Annotated in this window: 19 protein-coding genes, 2 tRNA genes and 1 pseudogene; 14 read left to right on the top strand and 8 right to left on the bottom strand. The window is 37.7% G+C overall.

Translation table 11 applies throughout. The features are described 5' to 3' along the window. From EPI11_RS15805 to EPI11_RS15785, 5 genes are all read left to right on the top strand, one after another. Complete coding sequence (locus EPI11_RS15805) at positions 1–606, top strand: hypothetical protein (protein WP_128390951.1); 606 nt, start codon at positions 1–3, stop codon at positions 604–606. A gap of 132 nt (positions 607–738) precedes the next feature. Next, positions 739–1362, top strand: coding sequence for a class I SAM-dependent methyltransferase (locus tag EPI11_RS15800; protein ID WP_128390950.1), 624 nt, complete (start codon positions 739–741; stop codon positions 1360–1362). Between the two features lie 80 nt (positions 1363–1442). After that, complete coding sequence (locus tag EPI11_RS15795) at positions 1443–1934, top strand: GNAT family N-acetyltransferase (protein ID WP_241657647.1); 492 nt, start codon at positions 1443–1445, stop codon at positions 1932–1934. 89 nt (positions 1935–2023) lie between these two features. Then, on the top strand, positions 2024–2782 hold the full coding sequence (locus EPI11_RS15790) for a hypothetical protein (RefSeq protein ID WP_128390949.1): 759 nt from the start codon (positions 2024–2026) through the stop codon (positions 2780–2782). 132 nt (positions 2783–2914) lie between these two features. After that, complete coding sequence (locus EPI11_RS15785) at positions 2915–3202, top strand: hypothetical protein (RefSeq protein ID WP_128390948.1); 288 nt, start codon at positions 2915–2917, stop codon at positions 3200–3202. Between the two features lie 49 nt (positions 3203–3251). On the opposite strand, the gene EPI11_RS19015 is transcribed toward EPI11_RS15785, so the two are convergent. Further along, positions 3252–3407, bottom strand: a complete 156-nt coding sequence (locus EPI11_RS19015) for a hypothetical protein (RefSeq protein ID WP_164879186.1) — start codon at positions 3405–3407, stop codon at positions 3252–3254. A gap of 42 nt (positions 3408–3449) precedes the next feature. Next, positions 3450–4985: a GH3 auxin-responsive promoter family protein gene (locus EPI11_RS15780; protein WP_128390947.1), complete on the bottom strand. Its 1536-nt coding sequence runs from the start codon at positions 4983–4985 to the stop codon at positions 3450–3452. A gap of 39 nt (positions 4986–5024) precedes the next feature. Between EPI11_RS15780 and EPI11_RS15775 the strand changes: the two genes are divergently transcribed. After that, positions 5025–5819: a DUF2797 domain-containing protein gene (locus tag EPI11_RS15775; protein ID WP_128390946.1), complete on the top strand. Its 795-nt coding sequence runs from the start codon at positions 5025–5027 to the stop codon at positions 5817–5819. A gap of 107 nt (positions 5820–5926) precedes the next feature. Here EPI11_RS15775 and EPI11_RS15770 read toward each other — a convergent pair whose 3' ends face one another. Then, positions 5927–8599 carry an AsmA-like C-terminal region-containing protein gene (locus EPI11_RS15770; RefSeq protein WP_128390945.1) on the bottom strand — a complete coding sequence of 891 codons (2673 nt, stop codon included), beginning with the start codon at positions 8597–8599 and terminating at the stop codon, positions 5927–5929. 16 nt (positions 8600–8615) lie between these two features. On the opposite strand from EPI11_RS15770, the pseudogene EPI11_RS19285 reads away from it, so the two are divergent. Then, positions 8616–8660, top strand: a pseudogene (locus EPI11_RS19285) (hypothetical protein); the annotation flags it as partial. On the opposite strand, the gene sppA reads toward EPI11_RS19285, so the two are convergent. Then, complete coding sequence (sppA, locus tag EPI11_RS15760; protein ID WP_128390944.1) at positions 8654–10426, bottom strand: signal peptide peptidase SppA; 1773 nt, start codon at positions 10424–10426, stop codon at positions 8654–8656. The pseudogene EPI11_RS19285 and the gene sppA overlap by 7 nt on opposite strands. 161 nt (positions 10427–10587) lie before the next feature. On the opposite strand from sppA, the gene folK reads away from it, so the two are divergent. Further along, entirely contained in the window at positions 10588–11718 is a 1131-nt protein-coding gene (gene folK, locus EPI11_RS15755) for a 2-amino-4-hydroxy-6-hydroxymethyldihydropteridine diphosphokinase (protein ID WP_128390943.1), read from the top strand. A gap of 5 nt (positions 11719–11723) precedes the next feature. Then, entirely contained in the window at positions 11724–12362 is a 639-nt protein-coding gene (locus EPI11_RS15750; protein WP_128390942.1) for an HAD hydrolase-like protein, read from the top strand. Here the strand turns inward: EPI11_RS15750 and EPI11_RS15745 are convergent. Further along, positions 12359–12898: an RNA methyltransferase gene (locus tag EPI11_RS15745; RefSeq protein ID WP_128390941.1), complete on the bottom strand. Its 540-nt coding sequence runs from the start codon at positions 12896–12898 to the stop codon at positions 12359–12361. The genes EPI11_RS15750 and EPI11_RS15745 overlap by 4 nt on opposite strands. Positions 12899–13039: 141 nt before the next feature. Here EPI11_RS15745 and mutS point away from each other — a divergent pair, with 141 nt between their 5' ends. The 4 genes from mutS to EPI11_RS15725 all read left to right on the top strand — a co-directional run bounded on the left by mutS (position 13040) and on the right by EPI11_RS15725 (position 16586). Beyond that, positions 13040–15646 (top strand): DNA mismatch repair protein MutS, encoded by a 2607-nt coding sequence (mutS, locus tag EPI11_RS15740; protein WP_128390940.1) that lies wholly within the window; start codon positions 13040–13042, stop codon positions 15644–15646. Positions 15647–15799: 153 nt separating this feature from the next. Further along, positions 15800–15872, top strand: a tRNA-Gly gene (locus EPI11_RS15735). 16 nt (positions 15873–15888) lie between these two features. Then, positions 15889–15974, top strand: a tRNA-Leu gene (locus EPI11_RS15730). Positions 15975–16037: 63 nt separating this feature from the next. Then, positions 16038–16586: a hypothetical protein gene (locus EPI11_RS15725; protein ID WP_128390939.1), complete on the top strand. Its 549-nt coding sequence runs from the start codon at positions 16038–16040 to the stop codon at positions 16584–16586. A 9-nt stretch (positions 16587–16595) separates the two neighbouring features. On the opposite strand, the gene EPI11_RS15720 is transcribed toward EPI11_RS15725, so the two are convergent. Then, positions 16596–17057 (bottom strand): hypothetical protein, encoded by a 462-nt coding sequence (locus tag EPI11_RS15720; protein ID WP_128390938.1) that lies wholly within the window; start codon positions 17055–17057, stop codon positions 16596–16598. A gap of 264 nt (positions 17058–17321) precedes the next feature. Between EPI11_RS15720 and EPI11_RS15715 the strand changes: the two genes are divergently transcribed. Next, complete coding sequence (locus EPI11_RS15715; RefSeq protein WP_128390937.1) at positions 17322–18095, top strand: phosphatase PAP2 family protein; 774 nt, start codon at positions 17322–17324, stop codon at positions 18093–18095. Positions 18096–18179: 84 nt separating this feature from the next. On the opposite strand, the gene EPI11_RS15710 is transcribed toward EPI11_RS15715, so the two are convergent. Next, entirely contained in the window at positions 18180–19061 is an 882-nt protein-coding gene (locus EPI11_RS15710) for a diacylglycerol/lipid kinase family protein (RefSeq protein WP_128390936.1), read from the bottom strand. Then, entirely contained in the window at positions 19061–21019 is a 1959-nt protein-coding gene (locus EPI11_RS15705) for an LTA synthase family protein (protein WP_128390935.1), read from the bottom strand. Before EPI11_RS15705 ends, EPI11_RS15710 begins: the two co-directional genes overlap by 1 nt. Positions 21020–21090: the final 71 nt, after the last annotated feature.

The raw sequence follows: 21090 nt of genomic DNA, 5'->3' as shown, positions 1-21090 counted from the left end.
ATGAAATCTATAGAGAAATTACAAACTTTACTTCCGCTGGGCTATCTTTTCCTGGTAATTTTAGGTATAATAAAAGAAAGTGTATTCTTCCATCAGGTAGGTATAAATATTTTAATGTATTCATCGATCATGGATATTTTAATAAGTCCTATAGCTACATTGACTTCACATCCGATAGTGCTGATAGCGGTGGTTACGATGTTTATATTTCATTTTTACCTGCCATCAATTTTATCTAAGAATAGACATAAAAAATGGACAATAAAAACATTTGAACTACACAAAATTAAAAAAGATGCCTCAGAAGAGGAAGTGAAGAATTATTTTGTACTTGTTTCAATTAAAACGCTTTCAATAATGCTGTTGTCTTTTTTTCTTGGATTTGGAGTTGCCGGAGGCTGGGATGTTTCTCGAAGGATAAAGAACGACAAATTGAAATATGACTATAAGTTGAATTATAACAGTGGAGAATCGGAAGATATCTATATAATTGGGTCAAACAGTGTGTATTATTTTTATATGTCAAAAGGCAATAAATCTGTAAAGATTGCACCTGTAGGCACAATAAAAGACATCGAAATGATAGTGAATAAAAAGCTTCAATAAATAAAATAAAAGATAAGTTTTAATACATAAACCTGTAAGATCTCTATGATCCTGCAGGTTTTATTTTTTATATTTGATAGAGTCCAAAATGGATCCCGGATAGATTATAACATAGATAAATTTTAAAAAGAAATGACAGATGTTTGGACAAACAGATGGAATGACAGATATGCTGGCGAAGAATTTGCTTATGGAGAAGAGCCTAATAATTATTTAAAAGAACAATTAACAAAATTAGATGCTGGAAAAATACTTTTCCCTGCCGAAGGCGAAGGGCGCAATGCTGTTTTTGCAGCGAAACACGGTTGGACGGTTTCAGCTTTTGATATAAGTAATGAAGGGCTGAAAAAAGCCTTACAGCTTGCTGAAAAAAACAAGGTGGGCATAGACTACCAAATAGGAGAATTACAGGCGCTAAACTATCAGGAAGGGCAATTTGATGCTATTGCATTGATCTATGCCCACTTTCCTGCAAATATTAAGTCACAGCTTCACAAAGCGCTTGACAAATACTTGCGTAAGGGCGGAATACTTATCTTCGAAGCTTTTAGTAAAAATCATTTAGATTACTTGGCAAAGAATGAAAAAGTAGGCGGCCCAAAGGATATTGAATCCTTATTCTCGATCGAAGAGATCGAGGCCGATTTTAATAACTATGAGATCATAGAATTAAAAGAAACAGTCATCCATCTTAATGAAGGGATTTATCATAACGGGGAAGGGTCTGTGATACGGTTTGTAGGAAGGAAAAAATAAATTTTTAAAATAATGGATCGAATGGTATTCGTCAGGCATATAAGTTGGCTGACGAATACTTTAGCTAAAATAAAACACGATTGGGTACAGTTATAAAACTACAAAAATTCACAGATATCGACTTTCCTAATTATTTTCAATTGGTGAATAACGAACAAGTCATGGAGATGATCACCGAAAGATCGATCCAGTTCGGTGAAGCTAAAAAAGATTATCAGGAATTACTTGAGAATAATTCAATTGCTTCTAATTTTGGTAGTTTCAAAATATTAGATGTCATATCAAATGAATTTATTGGTTTGGCAAAACTGGAAATTAAAGATAAAGATAGTAACGAAGCTGAGATTGGTTATATGATCCTGCCTCAATACTGGGGAAAGGGAATTGGTAGTGCAGTTGCAAAAGAATTACTCGAAATGGCAGTAGCTCAAACCTCAATTAATAAATTGAATGCCATTATAGATCCAAAGAACCTGGCTTCCCGAAAAATACTGATCAATAACGGTTTTGTTTCTAAAGAGTTTATAGATTTTGACGGATTGCCCGGAGAGCTATTAGAATTTAAAATCTAAATTAATAAAATGTATTCCAGTTAAACGAAACGATGTTTCCTATTGGTATTGCATGTACCAAAAAAATGGTCTTCACAAACAAAACTTACATGAAAAATACGATTCTGATTATAGCTGTTTTCCTCGTGTTTACTAAAACTGTTTTTGCGCAGGTTTATAATGCAGGGAAAAGCAAAGAGTGGGTGTCTCAAAGTGAAGACAGCGAAGGTTCGGAATATAAAATTGATTTAGTAGAAAATCTTAAGGCCTATGATTTTGCTAAAATCTGGCAGGATAATAAGTATCCGGTCCTTGGGATTATTGGCGAAAATTATCAAAGGCTCAGCATTAGGTATATTTCAATAATTCAGGATAATGAAAATCAAAATGTATATTTTGTTTACGGCAAATCAAAAGTAAAAAATAACATTTGTGAATTTCAGGGTAAGATTGAACTTATCCAAAATTACAAGCAAAAAGAAAACATTAGTGCAAACTACAAAAGCGAAGGGTACATTGTTGCAAATTGTATTTTTTATGAAAAGTCTGCGCAATCTCATTCAGGATATTTTAAAGGCGTTTTAAAGACATATTATGCTATTAATAAAAATGATATCTTAGAATATCCTGATGATGGTGACGAACCGGATACCAATTGTAATAATGGATTTGTAGGTGTTTGGACTGATTATAAAACAAAGAAAAGCAAGCCGGCACATTGGGGTGCCGATTTTGTACCCTTAAGTACCGACTTAAATGTAACCTCTGCAGTGGGAGATTTTATTCCTAACGTGAAATATCAAAATAATGGATGGCAATCAACTAATAATAATTGGAAAATTGATTCTCCTCAAAATTGGTGGAAATAAAGATTTACTCTATAACTTCTGTTGTAGTTAATCGGGAACTACTTATTTATGTTCTTTAACTTGTTGGTTTTCTTTTATTTAATTCTGACTCAATTGTTATTGTCGTACCTTACATAACTAAAACAATGAGTTATGACAAAATCGGAGAAAAAAGCACAGTTGAATAAGATGATTGCGGAGTTTCTTACAACGAATGATACTGAGGTTTTAACCCAGCTGCGTAACGATATTTATAACCAGATCAATAAACTGCCTATGTCATCTAACGACAGGAACAATATAGAGGAAGCAATGTACCTTTGGAACTACAATAGCGACAGATACATAGAAAACCCTAAGAATGCTACAGTGAAAACATCTCTAATGGCCGATTTTGAAGCAATAGTCAAAACGGTCGATATTTCATTGTTAAGTAATTAAATATTCCTTTTAGTATAAACAAAAAACCATCGGACAATCCGATGGTTTTTTATGCGTTACGTTTTGGTGTTTCCTGTTTTAAGGGCACTGCCTTTTCAGTATCACTTATGCAGCGGCGTTTGCCATAACAGCTGTGCCTTTTTGGGCCACAGGCAGTAAGTAATAGCAGTGCTGCCCCTATCGTTAAAATGTATTTCCTTTTCATTTGTATCCTTTTCATTTAATAGCACAAAGATAGTACCGGTTTTTAAACCATATCGGCAGAATACGTATCCTGCATGGCTTTTAGCTGTTCAAGGTAATGGCGTTCGTTAGAAAGGCGTGGTATCTTGTGTTGGCCTCCCAGCTTGTCCTGTTCTTTAAGCCAGTCGTAAAAAAGTTTTGGGCGGGCTATATTTAACACTAACGGATTAAGGGTCATGTTATTGTATCGCTTGGCTTCATAGTCAGAATTGAGCGATTGCAGCGTTTCATCCAGAACTTTTCTAAAGTGTTCTGCATCCTGCGGTGGGTTCTTGAATTCAATGATCCATTCATGGGCGCCTTTTTCGCGGCCTTCCATAAATACAGGAGCTACAGTATAATCGATTACTTCGTGACCGGTTATCTGGCAGGCTTTTGCAATTGCATTATCAGTGTTTTCTACCATAAGCTCTTCTCCAAAAACATTGATATGATGTTTGGTTCTTCCGGTAACTTTAATTCGGTACGGGTTGATAGACGTAAAACGAACGGTATCACCTATAAGGTATCGCCATAAACCGGAATTGGTCGTGATCACTACCGCATAGTTTTTATTCAATTGTACTTCCGCCAGACGGATAACTCTCTGGTTCAGTGTTCCAAAGGTATCCATAGGGATGAATTCATAGAAAATACCATAATCGAGCATCAGTAGCAGTTCGTTGCTGTCATTGGAATCCTGAATGGCAAAAAAGCCTTCAGAGGCATTGTATATTTCGTAGAAACGAAAATCGTCTTTTGGTAAAATCTTTTTGTATTGTTCGCGATAGGGCTCAAAGCTCACGCCGCCGTGAAAATATACTTCCAGGTTAGGCCATATTTCAAGAAGGCTGCTCTTTCCTGTTTCTTCGAGTATACGGTTCATAAGCACAAGCATCCAGGACGGTACTCCGGCAAAGCTGGTCACATTCTCGTTTACGGTTTCTTTTACAATAGCCGCCAGTTTGCTTTCCCATTCGCTCATTAGCGATACTTTGTTGCTTGGTGTGCTGCTAAATTCGGCCCATATAGGCATATTGTCTATCAGGATGGCCGAAAGGTCGCCAAAGAAAGAGTTATTGTCTTCATAGAGCTGTTTGCTGCCTCCCAGGCGAAGCGATTTGCCGGTAAACAACTGTGAGTCCTCATTATTGTTAAGATACAGGCACAGCAGGTCTTTTGCGGCTTTATAATGACAGTCTTCAAGGGCTTCTGCACTTACAGGTATAAATTTGCTTTTCGCATTAGTAGTACCACTGGACTTGGCAAACCATTTTATAGGGGTCGACCAAAAAACGTTTTGTTCGCCTCTTCGGGTCTGTTCAATAAGAGGTTCAATGTCTTCGTAGGTAGAAACAGGCATCCGCTCAGAAAAAGAAGTATAATTTTTTACCGAAGCAAAATCATACTTTCTGCCTATAGCAGTGCCTTCCGACATTCGGATCAGACTCATTAGCAACTCTTCCTGAACTTCATTAGGGTATTTCAGGAACAATTCTATTTGATGAATTCTCTTCTTAAGTATCCACGAAGCAATTGAATTGATAATTGGCAATGCCATATTTTAGTATCTTTATGCCATAAAAATACTAAATTTTCCATGCAATACGAAGGTGTACTGACAAAAATGCAAACCGAGGCCGGAAGTCCTATACAGTATTATCTGGTGTTTGATGACAGCTTTTTAAATATGAACCAGCTGTTAGGTAAAGACTTAGAGATTAATTTCATGGGTTTTCGCTGTTTAAACTGTGGTAAAAAAAAGAAAATATATCGAATGGGCTTTTGCTATGATTGTTTTTATAGCTCCCCATCGGCAGGCGACTGGATCATGAGACCTGAATTAAGCACCGCTCATTTGGGTATTGCCGATCGTGACCTGGCTTTTGAAGAGAAAGTACAGTTGCAGCCGCACATTGTTTATCTTGCTGCGTCAAGCGATATGAAAGTAGGGGTGACCCGAAAAACACAGGTGCCTACCCGTTGGATAGACCAGGGTGCTTCGTTTGCTATACCCTTAGTAGAAGTGCCTAACCGCTATCTTGCCGGAATAACCGAGGTAGCACTTAAAAGCCATTTCTCCGATAAGATCAACTGGAAAAAAATGCTGGTTAATGATATTGCTAACATAGACCTAATTCAAAGACGTAATGAAACCAAATCATTATTGCCGGAAGAGGTGCTTCCTTATTTTGAAACAACACCGGAGAAACTTTATACATTAGAGTATCCTGTACTAGAATATCCTAAAAAAATAAGCAGCCTTAACCTTTCTACAACACCAACCTATAGCGGAAAACTAATGGGAGTTAAAGGGCAGTATCTAATATTTCAGGACGGCACCGTTTTTAACGTGCGTTCTTATGAAGGTTTCGTGGTCCAGATCAACGTTTAAATTGTCTTAGGACTTAATTTCTTAAGTTATAAATATAAAAAGAGGGCTGATAAATATTTATCAGCCCTCTTTTTATATTGAGAGAATTATTGGGTCGAGAATTATAACTACTCTTTTTTCTCTTTCTTTTTAAACAGGTTATTTATAAGTTTTCCTGCACCTTCTTTTACTTTATCCTCTGCTTGTTTTTTAACTTCAGCATTGGTTTTTGGCACGTTGGTTTTGGTAGTATCAGTAGCTGTTGCGTTGCCTTTTCCGCCAAGTAACTTATTTATAGCATCGGCTCCTTTATTTTTAGCTTCATTGATATACATGTCTTTTTGCTGATTCACCAGCTGCGTAGTTAGGTTAGTAACCGATTTTCCTAAGTCAGTACTCACTTTAGGATTTTTAAAATTACCAGTAAGTACTGCATTAACCGGAACGCTTATTTTGCTTGGATCTACACCTTTAAGCGAACTCATAAGCTTTGTTACATCACTTCCCAGGTATTTAGCAGGAACATCAAAAGCTACATTATAAGCCATTGTTTGGTCAAATCCATGTGTGCCGCTTAAAACGATACCTATATCCTGATATTTAAGATCGATAGGTTTTATAATAACTTTGCCGTTCTCAAAAGAAAGGTTTACTTTTTTGTTAAGATCTATTTTCTTAGGGTCTAAGAATTTGATATTTGATGTTAGTGCACTAAGTACTTTAGAGTTCTCCGGGTTAATAACCGTTTGTGCCAACTGGCCTAGTAAATCACCTGATAGAGAATTAAGGTCCGGTGTCATTTCTTTAGCATCCAGGTTACCGCCTACTTTAATGGTCGAGTTCAATTTACCTGTAATGATACCTGCGATAGGAGCGATAGACTTAAGCATTTCCAGCTGTGTAAACGACTGTGTGATGTCTACATTAGCAAGAGAAAGATCTACATTGAATTTAGGGACAGCGCCTTTTGTAGAAACATTTCCGTTCATACCAATAGTACCTCCAAATATAGATGTCTTAACGCCTTGAAGTGTTACTGCTTCATCTTTAATTATCATTTTACCCGAAACATCTTTAAGGTTCAGGTTGTCATAAACAACAGTATTTGCTTTTGCAGTAATAGTACAGTCCAGAAAGGCAGGAATTTTAACTGCTTCAGATGCTGTTGATTTCTTAGGAGCAGGTTTAGTTTCACCTTCTTTCTCGGCAGTTTTGGCAGCAGCCGGAGCCGGAGGAGCCATAAAGTCGGCTACTAAAAGCTTATTTGAACTCAGGTTAAAGTTACCTTTAAGGGTTTGGTTCCTGAATATAAATCCGTAGAAGTTATCCAGTGTACCTGTAAGGGCAATGTCTGATCCTCCTGTTACGGCATCAAACTTATTAAGTGTAATACGGCTAGGGTTAAACTGTACGCTTGCCTGGTTTATTTTTATTGGCTTAGCCAGTCCTTCACCAGCATAGGTAAAGCCGCTAAGGCTGATAACACCATTGTTCTGTATTTTTTCATACTGGCTTAATTCAACCGATTTCATATCGAATTTCGTTTCAACATCAGCTTTCAGAATACCCGATAATGGAATGTCCGATTTTACAGGATACGCTTTGTAAACATTACTAAGGTTAATTGTACCTTTAAGCTTGGCGTCAACCAATGCATTTTCTACAATGTTCCTGATATTAGCTTTTGCCTCAAAAACATCCTGATCGATCCTGAAAGACAGTTTGTCCAGGTTAACATACGTGTCATTAAGTAAGCCGGTTTCATTAATGATCTTTGTGTCGATAACAATATTTTGTACCGATTTAGGTAAGTCAGGGTATTTAAACGATGCATTGTTAGAAGCGATCGCGATATTGAATTTAGGAACGGTAGTATCACTAACCAATCCATTCACTTTACCATTTATAGTAAAATCACCTTCGGTTTTTACGGATGAAAGACTTCCGGAATACGCTTCAGGCACCAAGCCTAAAAAGTTTTTAAACGATGAGGTAGGTGTTTTAAAAGTAAGGTCAAACTGCTGTCCGGCTTCAAGAAGTGCAATACTTCCGTCAAACTCCAATGGTAGCTGGTTGATAAGTGCTTTGTTGTTCTTAAAAGTATAAATGCTTTTGTCAAGATCAAGTCCTAAAACTGCATCAAGGCTAAGTGCTACATTACGCATGTAGTTGGTCTTGTCCATAGTAAGTGTAAGCTTAGCAGTGGTTTTAGTGTCAAGATCCAGCTTGTTCGCAGCCATGTTTCCTTTACCTTCATGGTTAAGGCTGTCTATAACCATGTTTATTTTAGAGCGCTCATCGGCATAACGAAAACGCAGGTTTTCTACTTTGTAGTTCTGCATATTCAGTGCAAAAGGTTTACTTTCTTTAGCCTCGCCCGGTTTTTCTTCCTTATTTTTAAGTGCAATATCAAAGTTGCCAATGCCGTCTTTATTGAAAAGAATGTTTACTACACCATCTTTAGTGTGTATCGACTCAATATTCATTGGCTCGCCTTCATCATTAAAAAGTTCTTTAACAGACATTTTTATGCTCATCTCACCCATGTAAACTAAGGTATCTCCGGCAAAAGGCGCCTTGTTGATAATGCTTAGTTTTTCAATAGTAACATTTGCTTTCGGAAAATTTTTAAACAGGCTCAGGCTCACGTCTTCAAACGCTACGTTAGCATCAATGTTTTCATTAATTGTCTTAACAACCATTGCCTTTATTTTATCTTTAAATAAAAACGGGGCAGCTGCCAGAGCAATTATAACAACCAGTAAAAATATTCCGGTCCACTTTAAAACTTTCTTAACCATAATGAATTTTTAAATTTTGCCTCTAAAGATATATAATATTAATGTTAACGAAGATTATCTTATGTTTATTTCATATGGCATAATCACCTGAGTACCTTTTAACTGGCTTACGCGTCTGATGCGTTGGATAACACGGTAGTTTTCCTCTCCCAGTTCTTCTTTAATAAATTCTTCTTTAGTGCTTGCAAACGGTAAACCTAAACGTGCAAGGATTTTACCAAAATCTTTTTCGTATTCAGGATAGTTCTTAGTAGAATAATCTGTAGTCTTGCCTAATTTTGCAGCATATTTTATGGCAGCATCAAGTCCGCCTATTTCGTCTACAAGTCCGTTTTTAAGTGCTTCAGCACCCGACCATACACGGCCTTGTGCAATAGCGTCTACCTGGTCAAAACTAAGTTTTCTACCTGCAGCTACACGGCTCACAAATGTTGTGTATACTTTCTCTACACCTTGCTGTATAATAGCCCTAGTGTCATCTTTTAACGGAGTGAAAACACTATAGCCTGATGCATTTTTGTGTGTGCTTACCTGCTCTGTATGGATACCAATGTTGTTAGACAGTTTCGTGAAGTTTGGCAGTACACCAAATACTCCAATAGATCCTGTTATAGTACCAGGTTCAGCAAAAATTCTGCTTGCGTTACATGAAATGTAATATCCGCCAGAGGCTGCAAGGTTACCCATAGAAACTACTACCGGTTTTACTTTTTTAGCCAGTTCAATATCTCTCCATATCAGTTCAGATGTTAGTGCGCTTCCACCCGGAGAATCAACCCTAAGTACAATCGCTTTTACATTTTTATTGTCACGTGCAGCTTTAAGTGCCGTTCTCATAGCACCTTCTGCAATAATGTTAACATCACCTTCTCCTCCTCTTATTTCACCTTGGGCATAGATAACTGCAATTTCGTCTTCTGCGCTTGAAAGCAGGTCGTTCATAGCAGTTGCTTTAACATAATCAAGGATAGCTACGCTGTTATAATCTTCGTCTTTTTTAACTTTAAGCGCTTTTTTGATACCGGCATGGTACTCATCTTCATAGCCTATTTTGTCAATCAGTTTTACCTGTTTCGCTAATTCCGGTGTACGTGCGCCAAGGTTATCAGCTATGCTGTTAAGACTGTCTACGGGTATTTTACGGCTTTTAGAAATATCTGTTACTACAGAGCTCCAAACCGAAGTTAATAAAGCAGTTATCTGCTCTCTGTTTGCAGGACTCATTTCATTGCTTAAAAATGGCTCAACAGCACTTTTGTATTTACCATGGCGGATAACCTCCATTGTAATGCCTGTTTTTTCCTGAAGGTCTTTGTAGAACATTACCTCGGATGACAATCCTTTAAAATCAAGATCACCTACAGGATTCAGGTAAATCGTGTCAGATACCGAGTTCAGGTAGTAGTCACTTTGCGAATACCCATCTGAATAGGATACAACAAATTTTCCTGATTTTTTAAAATCTTCCAGTTTATCACGAAGCGCTTTATTTTGGGCAATACCCAGCATACTGCTGCTGTTCGTTATAGAGATACCTTTTATTTTTTCATCTTTTTTTGCATAATCAATGGCTTTTATAATGTCCATTAATCCGTCTTTAGGTTCAGAATCGAACATTGCAAAATCCTTGTATTTAAATTTTCCCGAGTAGTCATTCGTTACTCCTGCAATGTCAAGTTCAATAACCGAGTTGTCTTTTACCACAACTATCTCTTCTTTGCCGCTACCTGCAGCAGCAACTCCAATAAGTACGATTAGGAAAAAGAATAAAAAGCAAAATAGGAACAGTCCTACCAGGGTAGATAATACATTTTTTAAAAACTGCATGATAAATAGGTTTTATTTTTAGAATAGGTCGCATATCTATACAATATGTTACAAAAGCTAAGATAGATTTTTGATATTGCTTTTTGATACCTCCTTGTAAATTTATTAACACTAAGCATTAATTTTAGAGGAGCATTGAATGTTTTAGTTACTTTGCACTTATGAAATTTCAAAACACAGCCATATTAGGACTAGGTAGTAATATGGGCAATCGCCTTGAAAACCTGCAGTCATGCATCAATTATATCCATAGCCACATTGCCACGGTAGTAAAAGTATCGGGATTGTATGAGAATCCATCGGTAGGATTTGATGGCGAAGACTTTTACAATTGCTGTATCGTGGTGCACACCCAAAAACATCCGCATGAACTTCTTGCCGAACTTCAAAAAGCAGAACATGAAGGTGGCAGAGTACGCAGTACTACAGAACGTTACCATTCGCGCAGTATCGATATCGATATTATTGCTTTTAATAATGAAGTTATTAATGACGAACAGCTTTTGGTACCGCATCCGCGGATGCAGGAAAGGAATTTTGTACTTATCCCAATGCGTGATGTGGCTTCGGCATGGGTACACCCTGTGTTAAAGCAGGATATTCATACGCTTATCGCTAATAGTACAGATAATAGTGCGTACGAATTTGTATTGCAGCTTCCGGCACCCATAGACGAACTAAAACCGCAGCGCCATAACTATATTGCTATAGAAGGAAACATAGGGGCAGGTAAAACCAGCCTTGCCGGAAAGATAGCACAGGATTTTAATGGCAAGATCGTTTTAGAACGTTTTGCCGATAATCCGTTTCTACCGCAGTTTTATAAAGACCCGCAACGTTATGCATTCTCGCTGGAGATGTCTTTTTTAGCCGATAGGTATCAGCAATTAACTGATGATGTTTCACAATTTAATGCCGCATCCGATTTTGTTGTAGCCGATTATCATATTATCAAATCACTGATTTTTTCTAAAGTCACTTTGGAAGATGATGAGTATACGTTGTACAGAAAACTGTTTGATATCATGTATGGCGAAATGCGCAGGCCGGGACTGTATGTGTACCTGTACCAAACTACGGCAACACTTTTAGAACATATAAAACTAAGAGGGCGCAGTTATGAACAGGATATCGAAGCTGATTATCTTGATAAAATTAATCAGGGGTATCTGGATTATATAAAAACTCAAAGCGGACTTAACGTCCTTATACTCGATGTGTCTAACCGCGACTTTGTTCATAATCAGGAAGATTACATCTGGGCATTGGAGCAGATACATTCGCACGTCTAAATTTTATGCAGCCTTATAAATACATTGTCTTCGATTTTGATGGCACGCTGGTAGACAGCCGCAGCATTTTTATTTCGCTATATAATGAACTGGCGGTTAAACACGGTTATGCTTTAATGACCGAAGATAATTTGCCCCATCTTCGAAGTATGAGTATTAGCGAACGCTGCAAATGCCTTAATGTTCCGTTGTACAGAATTCCGTTTTTGGTATCGGCTGTAATTAAAAAATACAAAGATGCTATTCCGCAATTGGAATTCAATAAAGACATAGAGCAATTGTTAGGTTCATTAGCCATGAACAATATTAAATATGCCGTGCTTTCTTCTAATTCTAAAAAGAACATAGCACAGTTTTTTGAATTGAAAGGAATTGCAAATAAGAATGTTTACTGTTCCCGAAGCGTCTTCGGAAAACACGTGCTTTTAAATAAATTCCTCAAAGAAAAGAAACTTGACCCATCGGAAATATTGTATGTGGGTGATGAGCTTCGCGATGTTATTGCCTGCCGAAAAAGCAATGTTAAAGTAGCGTGGGTAAGCTGGGGGTATGACAATGAGCAGGTGCTTAAAAACAATAAGCCGGATCATGTTTTGCATGATCCGGCGGATCTTTTAAAATTGGCTTTACAAAAACCGGTTTAGTTGGCAGGGGTGTAGTACTTCTGGAAAATATCCCAGACTACGATCCCGGCACTTACAGATATGTTCAATGAGTGTTTCGTGCCCAGTTGAGGTATTTCTATTGTACCACTGCATAGTTTTATTGCTTCCTGCGATACACCTTTTACTTCGTTGCCAAAAACAAGTGCATATTTTTTATCCTTTTCCGGACTGAAATCCTGTAAATAAACAGAATCGTCTACCTGTTCTATAGCCCAGACATCTACATTTTCTTTTTGCAGTACAGTGATTACTTCAAGTACATCTTTATTGTATTCCCAGGTAACAGTATCAGTAGCACCCAGTGCGGTTTTGTGTATTTCTTTATTGGGTGGCACGGCAGTTATGCCGCACAGGTATATCTTTTCGATAAGGAAAGCATCGGCAGTACGAAATACCGAGCCTATATTATGAAGGCTTCTAATGTCGTCCAGTATTAATATTAGTGGTGTTTTCTCAGCATCTTTAAAATCGGCAATGCTCATTCGTCCCAGTTCGCTGTTGGCCAGTTTTCTCATGTAATAAAAGGAAATAGATAATGGCAAATGTAAGGATATTTTAAAGATGGGTTAAGTTATCCACGATTTACCAACATCACATTTAAGTCTTTCAGAATTTAAGTAACTTCGCCCTCTAAGCAAATTAAAATCTCATTCCCATTGGCTACTAAAGAAAAAGCACCGAAAGAAACCCCGTTAATGAAACAGTATAACGAGATCAAGGCAAAATACCCTGATGCCTGCCTGTTGTTTCGTGTGGGCGACTTTTATGAAACCTTTGGTGCAGATGCTGTAAGGGCAGCAGGAATATTAGGTATTGTGCTTACCAAAAGAGGAGCAGGAAGCGAAACCGAAACAGCATTGTGTGGTTTCCCGCATCATTCGTTAAATACCTATTTGCCAAAACTGGTAAAAGCGGGATTACGTGTAGCAATATGTGACCAGTTGGAAGATCCCAAAATGACAAAGACTATCGTGAAACGTGGCGTGACAGAACTGGTTACTCCGGGTGTTTCTATGAACGATGAGGTACTGCATTCTAAATCTAACAACTTTTTAGCATCAGTTTACTTTGGCCGAAAAAGTTTAGGGATCTCATTCCTGGATGTGTCTACGGGAGAATTCCTTACGGCGCAGGGTAATGAAGAATATATTGATAAGCTGTTACAAAATTTTAGCCCAAGCGAAGTACTGGTGCCTAAAAACGAAAAAAATAATTTCAGGGATACATTTGGTGATGATTACCATACGTTTTATTTGGAAGACTGGGTGTATAAAGAAGACTATGCTTTTGACAATCTTACTTCGCACTTTGGTACCAATTCCCTTAAAGGTTTTGGGGTAGAGGAGCTGCAGGAAGGTATCATCGCATCGGGTGCGGTGTTGTATTACCTGTCTGAAACACAGCACAACAAAGTACAGCACATAACCACCATTCAGCGTATTGCAGAAGATGCTTATGTGTGGATGGACCGTTTTACGATCCGTAACCTTGAGTTGTATCAAAGCCCGAACCTTAATGCTGTAACTTTATTGGATGTTATCGATAAGACATTATCGCCTATGGGCAGCCGCCTGTTAAAACGCTGGCTGGCATTACCGCTTAAAGATGCTAATAAAGTAAGGGCGCGCCATGAGGTGGTCTCTTATCTTAAAGAAAACGATACGATGCTGAGTAAAATTCAGCAGCAAATAAAACAAATCTCCGATCTGGAAAGGCTTATTTCTAAAATAGCTACCGGTAAAGTTTCACCGCGTGAGGTCGTTAATCTTAAAGATTCGCTTGATGCCATAGTACCGATCAAACAACTGGCACTGGAAAGTAAGAACGAAGCATTAAAAGCTATCGGCGACAGCCTTCATGCCTGCGAACTGCTTCGTGAAAAAATAAAAACAACCCTGAACCCGGAAGCACCGGTATCCATCAACAAAGGGAATGCTATTGCTAAAGGTATTCATCCGGAACTTGATGACCTGAGAAATATTTCCCATTCGGGTAAAGAATATCTGGAAGGGATTGAGAAAAGAGAGTCAGAACGTACAGGGATATCTTCGTTAAAAATATCCTTCAACAATGTGTTTGGCTATTATATCGAGGTAAGGAATACGCATAAAGATAAAGTGCCTACCGAATGGATCCGTAAGCAGACTTTGGTAAATGCAGAACGCTATATTACCGAAGAGCTTAAAGAATATGAAACAAAGATATTAGGAGCCGAAGAAAAGATACACGCATTGGAAACCCAATTGTTCGACCAGTTGGTGGTTTGGGTATCAACCTATATAAAACCGGTACAGCTTAATGCTAGCCTTGTAGCCCAGATGGACTGTCTGGCATCGTTTGCACAGTTGGCGATAGAAAACAAATATGTGTGTCCTGAAATCGATGATAGTTTTGAACTCGAAATTAAAGAAGGCCGCCACCCGGTAATCGAAAAACAATTACCTGTTGGAACGCCATATATAACCAATGATGTTTTTCTTGACAGGTCCTCTCAGCAAATTATTATGATCACCGGACCCAACATGTCGGGTAAGTCGGCAATACTGCGTCAAACGGCGCTTATTGTGCTTTTAGCACAAATGGGAAGCTTTGTCCCGGCCGAGAGCGTGCGCATGGGTATCGTAGACAAAATCTTTACAAGGGTAGGAGCATCAGATAATATTTCTATGGGTGAATCGACCTTTATGGTAGAGATGAACGAAACGGCAAGCATCCTTAACAATATATCCGACAGGAGCCTTATCCTGCTCGATGAGATAGGTCGTGGTACCAGTACTTATGATGGTATCTCGATAGCCTGGGCCATAGCCGAATTTTTGCACGAGCATCCGGCACAGCCAAAAACACTGTTTGCTACACATTACCATGAGCTAAACGAAATGCAGGATATTTTTGACCGCATACAAAACTACAATGTATCGGTAAAAGAATTAAAAGATACTGTGCTGTTTATCCGTAAGCTTGTAAAAGGAGGGAGTGCACACAGTTTTGGTATTCACGTAGCCAAGATGGCGGGAATGCCACAAACCGTGATCCAGAAGGCACAGAAGATGCTTAAGAAGCTGGAAAAAAATCATTCGAGTGAGGCATTGGGTAATAAAAAAACTCAGGACAAAGACGAATTGCAGTTGAGCTTCTTTAATCTTGACGATCCGTTATTGGAAGAAATTAAAGAAGAAATCCTGAATATTGACATCAATACCCTAACTCCGGTTGAAGCCCTGATGAAACTGAACGAGATAAAAAGGATGCTGGTAAAATAAAGGGTAAAAAAAAGTTTCAATTTTAAAATTAAGGTTATCAGAGGGTTATATTTTTATGTGAATTTTTTTTTCGAAAACCCTTGTAGGATTGAAATTAAGTGCTACATTTGCACTCGAATTACTGATACAAACAGTAGTGAAAATTGAAATAATGCGAAAATAGCTCAGTTGGTAGAGCGCAACCTTGCCAAGGTTGAGGTCGCGGGTTCGAATCCCGTTTTTCGCTCAAACTACCTTATTATGCTCGAGTGGTGGAATTGGTAGACACGCTGGACTTAAAATCCAGTGGGTAGTAATGCCCGTGCGGGTTCAAGTCCCGCCTTGAGTACAAAAAGCCTTAAACGAAAGTTTAGGGCTTTTTTATTTTATATAGTTATTAGAATTTTAGAGCATGAGAATAGACGATGTAAATATTAACACAAGTATAAAATACGGTAGGATACTTTATGACCAGGGTTTAGGCAAGGTATATGATATTGTAGTGGATGCTGCTTTTTGTTTAGTATTTCCTGTAATTTCAATTTGCCTTTTTTTTGGGATAATAACAAGACATTCACCTGATCCTTTTTTAGATACCTTCTTCTTAATAATGGGTTTATGGTTACTTCTGGGCTGGTATTTAAAGGGGAAGCTAATTTGTATTGAAGGCGGTGGCTTAAAGTACAATAAAAATGCAGTTATCGAATCTTTAAAACTACACTTTCCTGAGACAAGAAGTATAACAGGCTCAAAGAAGATTAAGAATGCTATAGAAAGTACCCGTTGGGGAGGAATTAAAGAAACTACTATTTTGTTTGATAATGAAAATGCCTATATAAACAGATATGCTGTTGCCGGGCATAATAAAAGATCACCTTTTCATGCTCCTTTTCATTATATCTCACTTTTACGTTTTAAAAAAGCACTTCTAAAAAAGATTACTCATAAAAATATTGCATAATTTCTCCTGCTAACTCTTTTGAAAAGCAAGATGGTCTACTTTGTTATGATCACTACTAATGTTATTTAGTTCGACTTTTAGAGGAGCCTTTTCTTCAATCATCCACTCGCCGTTAAGCTGCGAGACATTCGCCTGTCTTTTAAAATCAAGGATAAGATCGAGGTCTGTAACGGGTGCATCATCTGTAATCCCATCATTTATAATTTCCCAGCTGCCTTTGTAAATAATATCGCCTCGTTTAGCGGTTACGTGGTGGTTTGGCATAAATTCAAAGACATAAGCAGCATAGCTCTCTTTTTTATCAATGCCATCTTTTACAAAGTTTGAAACATGCCATGTCCCCGATGTAAAAATGACTGTGCTGTTGTTTTTAATTTCTGGAACAACTCCTTTGTTAGTGTTAGAAGAATTACAGGAAACTAATGCTGATACAGCGATAAAAGTAGATAAGACCAGTTTTAAATTCTGCATAAGTATTCATTTAAGCTACGGTCATTACTCTGTATAATTTTCGGCCAAATTATACGTCAATTCTGAATTAATTCTGAATGTTTAAAGGTATTTGAAAATTTTAATTGAAAATTCGGAAATACAGAATTTCTTCAAAATTGCTATTGAATTTCGCTCCATAATAATAGGATCACGCAAATCATTAATCTAAAAACCAAACATTAGACATGGAGAAAAACTACGCTTTTACATAATTCCCTACTATCAATTTAAATTTAAAAGCAGATGTTTAAATTCCTTCTAATTTCTTTACTGGGCATAACAATGGTTAGCGCTCAGACTACGGTTATAGATTCGTTAACTGCACAGGACAGTGTGCACAACATTAAGTTTAACTACAAACAGCTTATTCTTCCCGCAGCATTATTGAGTTATGGATTCATAGGGCTTGAAAGTCACCCGATACAAAATATCAATACTAAAATACGGGATGAGGTTAAAGAAGATATCGACCAGAAAATAACGATAGACGACTTTTCGCAATATGCACCTGCTGCTTCTGTATATGCGTTAAATGCAATGGGAATTAAAGGAAAAAACCGTTTTAAAGACAGGACGATCATTATGGCTACATCTTATGCTATTATGGCGTCGTCTGTGTTTGCGCTTAAATCGATAACCAAAATCGAACGACCGGACGGCACGACTAACAATTCATTCCCTTCGGGTCATACCGCTAATGCTTTTGCAGGAGCCGAATTTTTATGGCAGGAATATAAAGACACCTCTGTTTGGTATGGTATTGCAGGATATGCAGTCGCAGCTGGTACCGGAGCCTTCAGGATCGTAAACAACAGGCACTGGCTAACCGATGTAGCTGCCGGGGCAGGTATTGGAATACTGAGTACTAAGATTGCTTACTGGCTGTATCCTTTTATTAACGATACGCTTTTTGGTAATAGCAGTAAAGATGTTTCAAAAGAAAGAAAAACCTCCTTTTCATTTGCACCTACTTATAATGGTTCGCAGGTAGGAGGTGTGCTTATCATACAGTTTTAATTTTCAGATGTGTAGGTTATGATTAAAATGCTCCCATAAATAAGTTAAGCTTTATGCTAACTCGTTTATGGGAGCATTTTAGTATTACGGAATTATAACTTCCAGTCCGTGTTTTATGATAGAAACCTTCAGAGAGTTGGTTTTCAGGTTATGGTATTCACCATCGATCTGGGCATCGGTAAATATCTTTTCCGGCAATTCAATGTGTAAATTATCAACTAAGGTATGTTGTGCTTTTTTGAATTTATCTACTTTGTTGCGCAGCACATAATACCCTAAAGCTAATTTCTCAGGAAAAGAGAGCTGAGGTACGGTTATCAGATCCAGCATACCATCGTTAAGGCTGGCTTTTGGTGTAAGGCTCATATTGTACCCCATCTCATTTGAATTGGATATGAACAGCATAAAAGAATTTTCTTCTACAACTTTATTTTTAAATGATAATGCTGTTTTCTGGGGTTTAAATTCCATACTGGCAGCTAAGGAAGCTTTTATATATGTAAGCAAAGTGCGTCTTCCTGAACTTTCATAATTCCGGATGATCATGGCATCAATACCCACGCCCATATTGCTGAAGAAATATTTGTCATTTAGTTTACCTACATCAATAGAAGTACTCTGCCCGGTGATAATAAGCTGTAGTGCCTGTTCTATATTTTTAGGAATTTGCAAATGTGCCGAAAGCCCATTGCCCGAACCTACGGGGATAATGCCTAGTTTAATAGAGGTATTAATAAGGCAGGAAGCCACTTCATTTATAGTTCCGTCACCGCCACAGGCTACAATATAATCCGGATTGTTAGCTGCTGCTTTTTTAGTGAGCTCTGTAGCGTGTTTTTTATATTCGGTATAATCCACTTCAATCCTGAACATATCTGCCGGGAAAAAGGTTTTTAGTGTAGCGTGTGTAATAACATGCTTACCTTTCCCCGAAATAGGATTAACAATAAAATGAATGTACAGCATTATTTTAAAAGTTTATTCGTGAAAAGATAGTCGGCAGTTTGGTACCATGATATCGTTTCGTCTAAAAAAGTCTTGTCTATCGGTATTGCTTTTAAGCTGTTGTCTTTTTTATTCCAGATGTAAAAAGCCTGTTTTTTTTGATCGGACAGGATCATTACCTTTTCTTTTTTCATTAAAACAAGTTTCCTGTAGGTTCCCATTAAAGAACGTTCTTCAAACTGTCTGTTTAAAACACTTTTTCCAAAGAAATCCGATTGATAATTCCAGTGCATTAAAGAGAACAGGGTAGGGAACAGGTCGATTTGCGAACATTGTTTTGCAATTTTCTGATTGCTGTTTTCAGGCAGGTTCACAATAAATGCTGGGATGTGGTAATTGGCCACATCGATCTCGTCTTTACCGGCACTGCTGGCACAATGATCTGCAATAATAACAAATACCGTATTCTTAAACCAGGGTTTCGATTTTGCTTTTTTAAATAGTTCTCGAATGGCAAAGTCGGTATATTTAACAGCACCCTGACGGCTGGATCCTGAGGGTATATCAATTTTCTCATCAGGATACGTGTAAGGCCTGTGATTAGAAGTTGTCATTACAAAGTTGAAAAAGGGCTGCTTGTTCTTATACTGTTTATCGGCAACCGTAAGCATTTTGTTAAATATGTCTTCATCGCAAATACCCCATGCATTCTCAAAAGTTACCTCGCTGTCGTCAATGTTGTTTCGGGTAGTTTTGATCTTATCGCTTAATACACTTCCTCTGCCACGGTCATAAATATTAAAGCCATTTCCGCCAAAGTAGGAGTTCATATTGTCAAAATAGCCATCGCCGCCATAAAAGAAATTACAATCGTAGTTCTTTGCTTTAAAGATGCTGTTTACAGTATAGAGATTGGCGTTTTCAGGACGTTTAACAATGCTTTGCCCCGGAGTTGGCGGAATGCATAACGTTACGGCTTCCATGCCTCTCACAGTTCGTGTTCCTGTGGCATACAGGTTTTCGAAGAAAACGCTTTTTTGTGCCAGGCTGTCTAAAAACGGAGTAATGTTTTCCTGATTGCCAAATTCTTTCATAAAGCTGCCGCTAAGGCTTTCAACAAGAATAAACACAACATTTTTCTTTTCCTGCGAAGGAAGACTGTCGGTTATTGTTCGATGGATACAAGAGCCGTCACTAGTGTATTTTGAATTAGGGCTTTTTAGCTTGTTTTTAATGATGGCAAAAGCATCATCGTTTTTAATGGAAGTATAAAACTCATCATACTTCATCTGATTGTTCCTGAAGGCTGCAAAAAAGGCATACACACCATTTTTGGAAATTTCAGAATTGTATCGGTTAGCCGACCACTCCGCCTGGTTGTTTGTTATAAATGCAATATAACCTAATGCCATGATCAAAGCTGTTAAAAGAACAATTGCCCTTTGCTTAAGTGAAGCTTTTTGAGTAAAAGTCCTGGTAAATGCCAGCCTTTTGTAAAACAGGAATAAAACAGCAAATGTTATTAGCAGCACACCACCTATTAATAATGGAAGTGGATACGATTGGTCAATGTTAGAAATAACTTCATGGGTATAAATAAGGTAATCTACCGCGATAAAATTAAAGCGTGTTTTAAATTCCTCCCAAAAGGTAAGTTCAGCAAAAAAAGTAAAGACCAGTATTACTATGGTAAGGCTCGTAAAAAACCAAATTAGAATTTTATCCAGCCATGAGCCAACTAGTTTATTTGGAAGTACAACATAATATAAAACTGCCGGGAGGCTTATAAAAGTTACCGCCCCTATGTCAAAAAAAAGACCGGTTAACAGTGTTCTAAGTACGTTTATAATATTCAGTGAGACTTCACTGTACTGCCATATAAAGAAGCAAATTCTTAATAACTGTGATACAATAAGAAACCAAAAAATAAAATACAACAGCAGGGTGAACCTGCCCGATAATTGAATTCTCTTAAACATGCCTGACTAATTTTAGTCAGCAAGTTTCCAATCCAATTTTGAATTAATTTTGAATTAGATTTGGTAGTGTT

Origin of the sequence: Flavobacterium cerinum, from assembly GCF_004028155.1 — a bacterium.
GTDB lineage: Bacteria > Bacteroidota > Bacteroidia > Flavobacteriales > Flavobacteriaceae > Flavobacterium > Flavobacterium cerinum.
Note: the sequence above shows the minus strand (reverse complement) of the source record. Positions and strands in the feature narration are given on the sequence as shown.

Coding starts and splice junctions, on each gene's coding strand:
- EPI11_RS15805 (WP_128390951.1), top strand. CDS start 1: ATGAAATCTATAGAGAAATTACAAACTTTACTTCCGCTGGGCTATCTT.
- EPI11_RS15800 (WP_128390950.1), top strand. CDS start 739: ATGACAGATGTTTGGACAAACAGATGGAATGACAGATATGCTGGCGAA.
- EPI11_RS15790 (WP_128390949.1), top strand. CDS start 2,024: ATGAAAAATACGATTCTGATTATAGCTGTTTTCCTCGTGTTTACTAAA.
- EPI11_RS15785 (WP_128390948.1), top strand. CDS start 2,915: ATGACAAAATCGGAGAAAAAAGCACAGTTGAATAAGATGATTGCGGAG.
- EPI11_RS19015 (WP_164879186.1), bottom strand. CDS start 3,407: ATGAAAAGGAAATACATTTTAACGATAGGGGCAGCACTGCTATTACTT.
- EPI11_RS15780 (WP_128390947.1), bottom strand. CDS start 4,985: ATGGCATTGCCAATTATCAATTCAATTGCTTCGTGGATACTTAAGAAG.
- EPI11_RS15775 (WP_128390946.1), top strand. CDS start 5,025: ATGCAATACGAAGGTGTACTGACAAAAATGCAAACCGAGGCCGGAAGT.
- EPI11_RS15770 (WP_128390945.1), bottom strand. CDS start 8,599: ATGGTTAAGAAAGTTTTAAAGTGGACCGGAATATTTTTACTGGTTGTT.
- sppA (WP_128390944.1), bottom strand. CDS start 10,426: ATGCAGTTTTTAAAAAATGTATTATCTACCCTGGTAGGACTGTTCCTA.
- folK (WP_128390943.1), top strand. CDS start 10,588: ATGAAATTTCAAAACACAGCCATATTAGGACTAGGTAGTAATATGGGC.
- EPI11_RS15750 (WP_128390942.1), top strand. CDS start 11,724: ATGCAGCCTTATAAATACATTGTCTTCGATTTTGATGGCACGCTGGTA.
- EPI11_RS15745 (WP_128390941.1), bottom strand. CDS start 12,898: ATGAGAAAACTGGCCAACAGCGAACTGGGACGAATGAGCATTGCCGAT.
- EPI11_RS15725 (WP_128390939.1), top strand. CDS start 16,038: ATGAGAATAGACGATGTAAATATTAACACAAGTATAAAATACGGTAGG.
- EPI11_RS15720 (WP_128390938.1), bottom strand. CDS start 17,057: ATGCAGAATTTAAAACTGGTCTTATCTACTTTTATCGCTGTATCAGCA.
- EPI11_RS15715 (WP_128390937.1), top strand. CDS start 17,322: ATGTTTAAATTCCTTCTAATTTCTTTACTGGGCATAACAATGGTTAGC.
- EPI11_RS15710 (WP_128390936.1), bottom strand. CDS start 19,061: ATGCTGTACATTCATTTTATTGTTAATCCTATTTCGGGGAAAGGTAAG.
- EPI11_RS15705 (WP_128390935.1), bottom strand. CDS start 21,019: ATGTTTAAGAGAATTCAATTATCGGGCAGGTTCACCCTGCTGTTGTAT.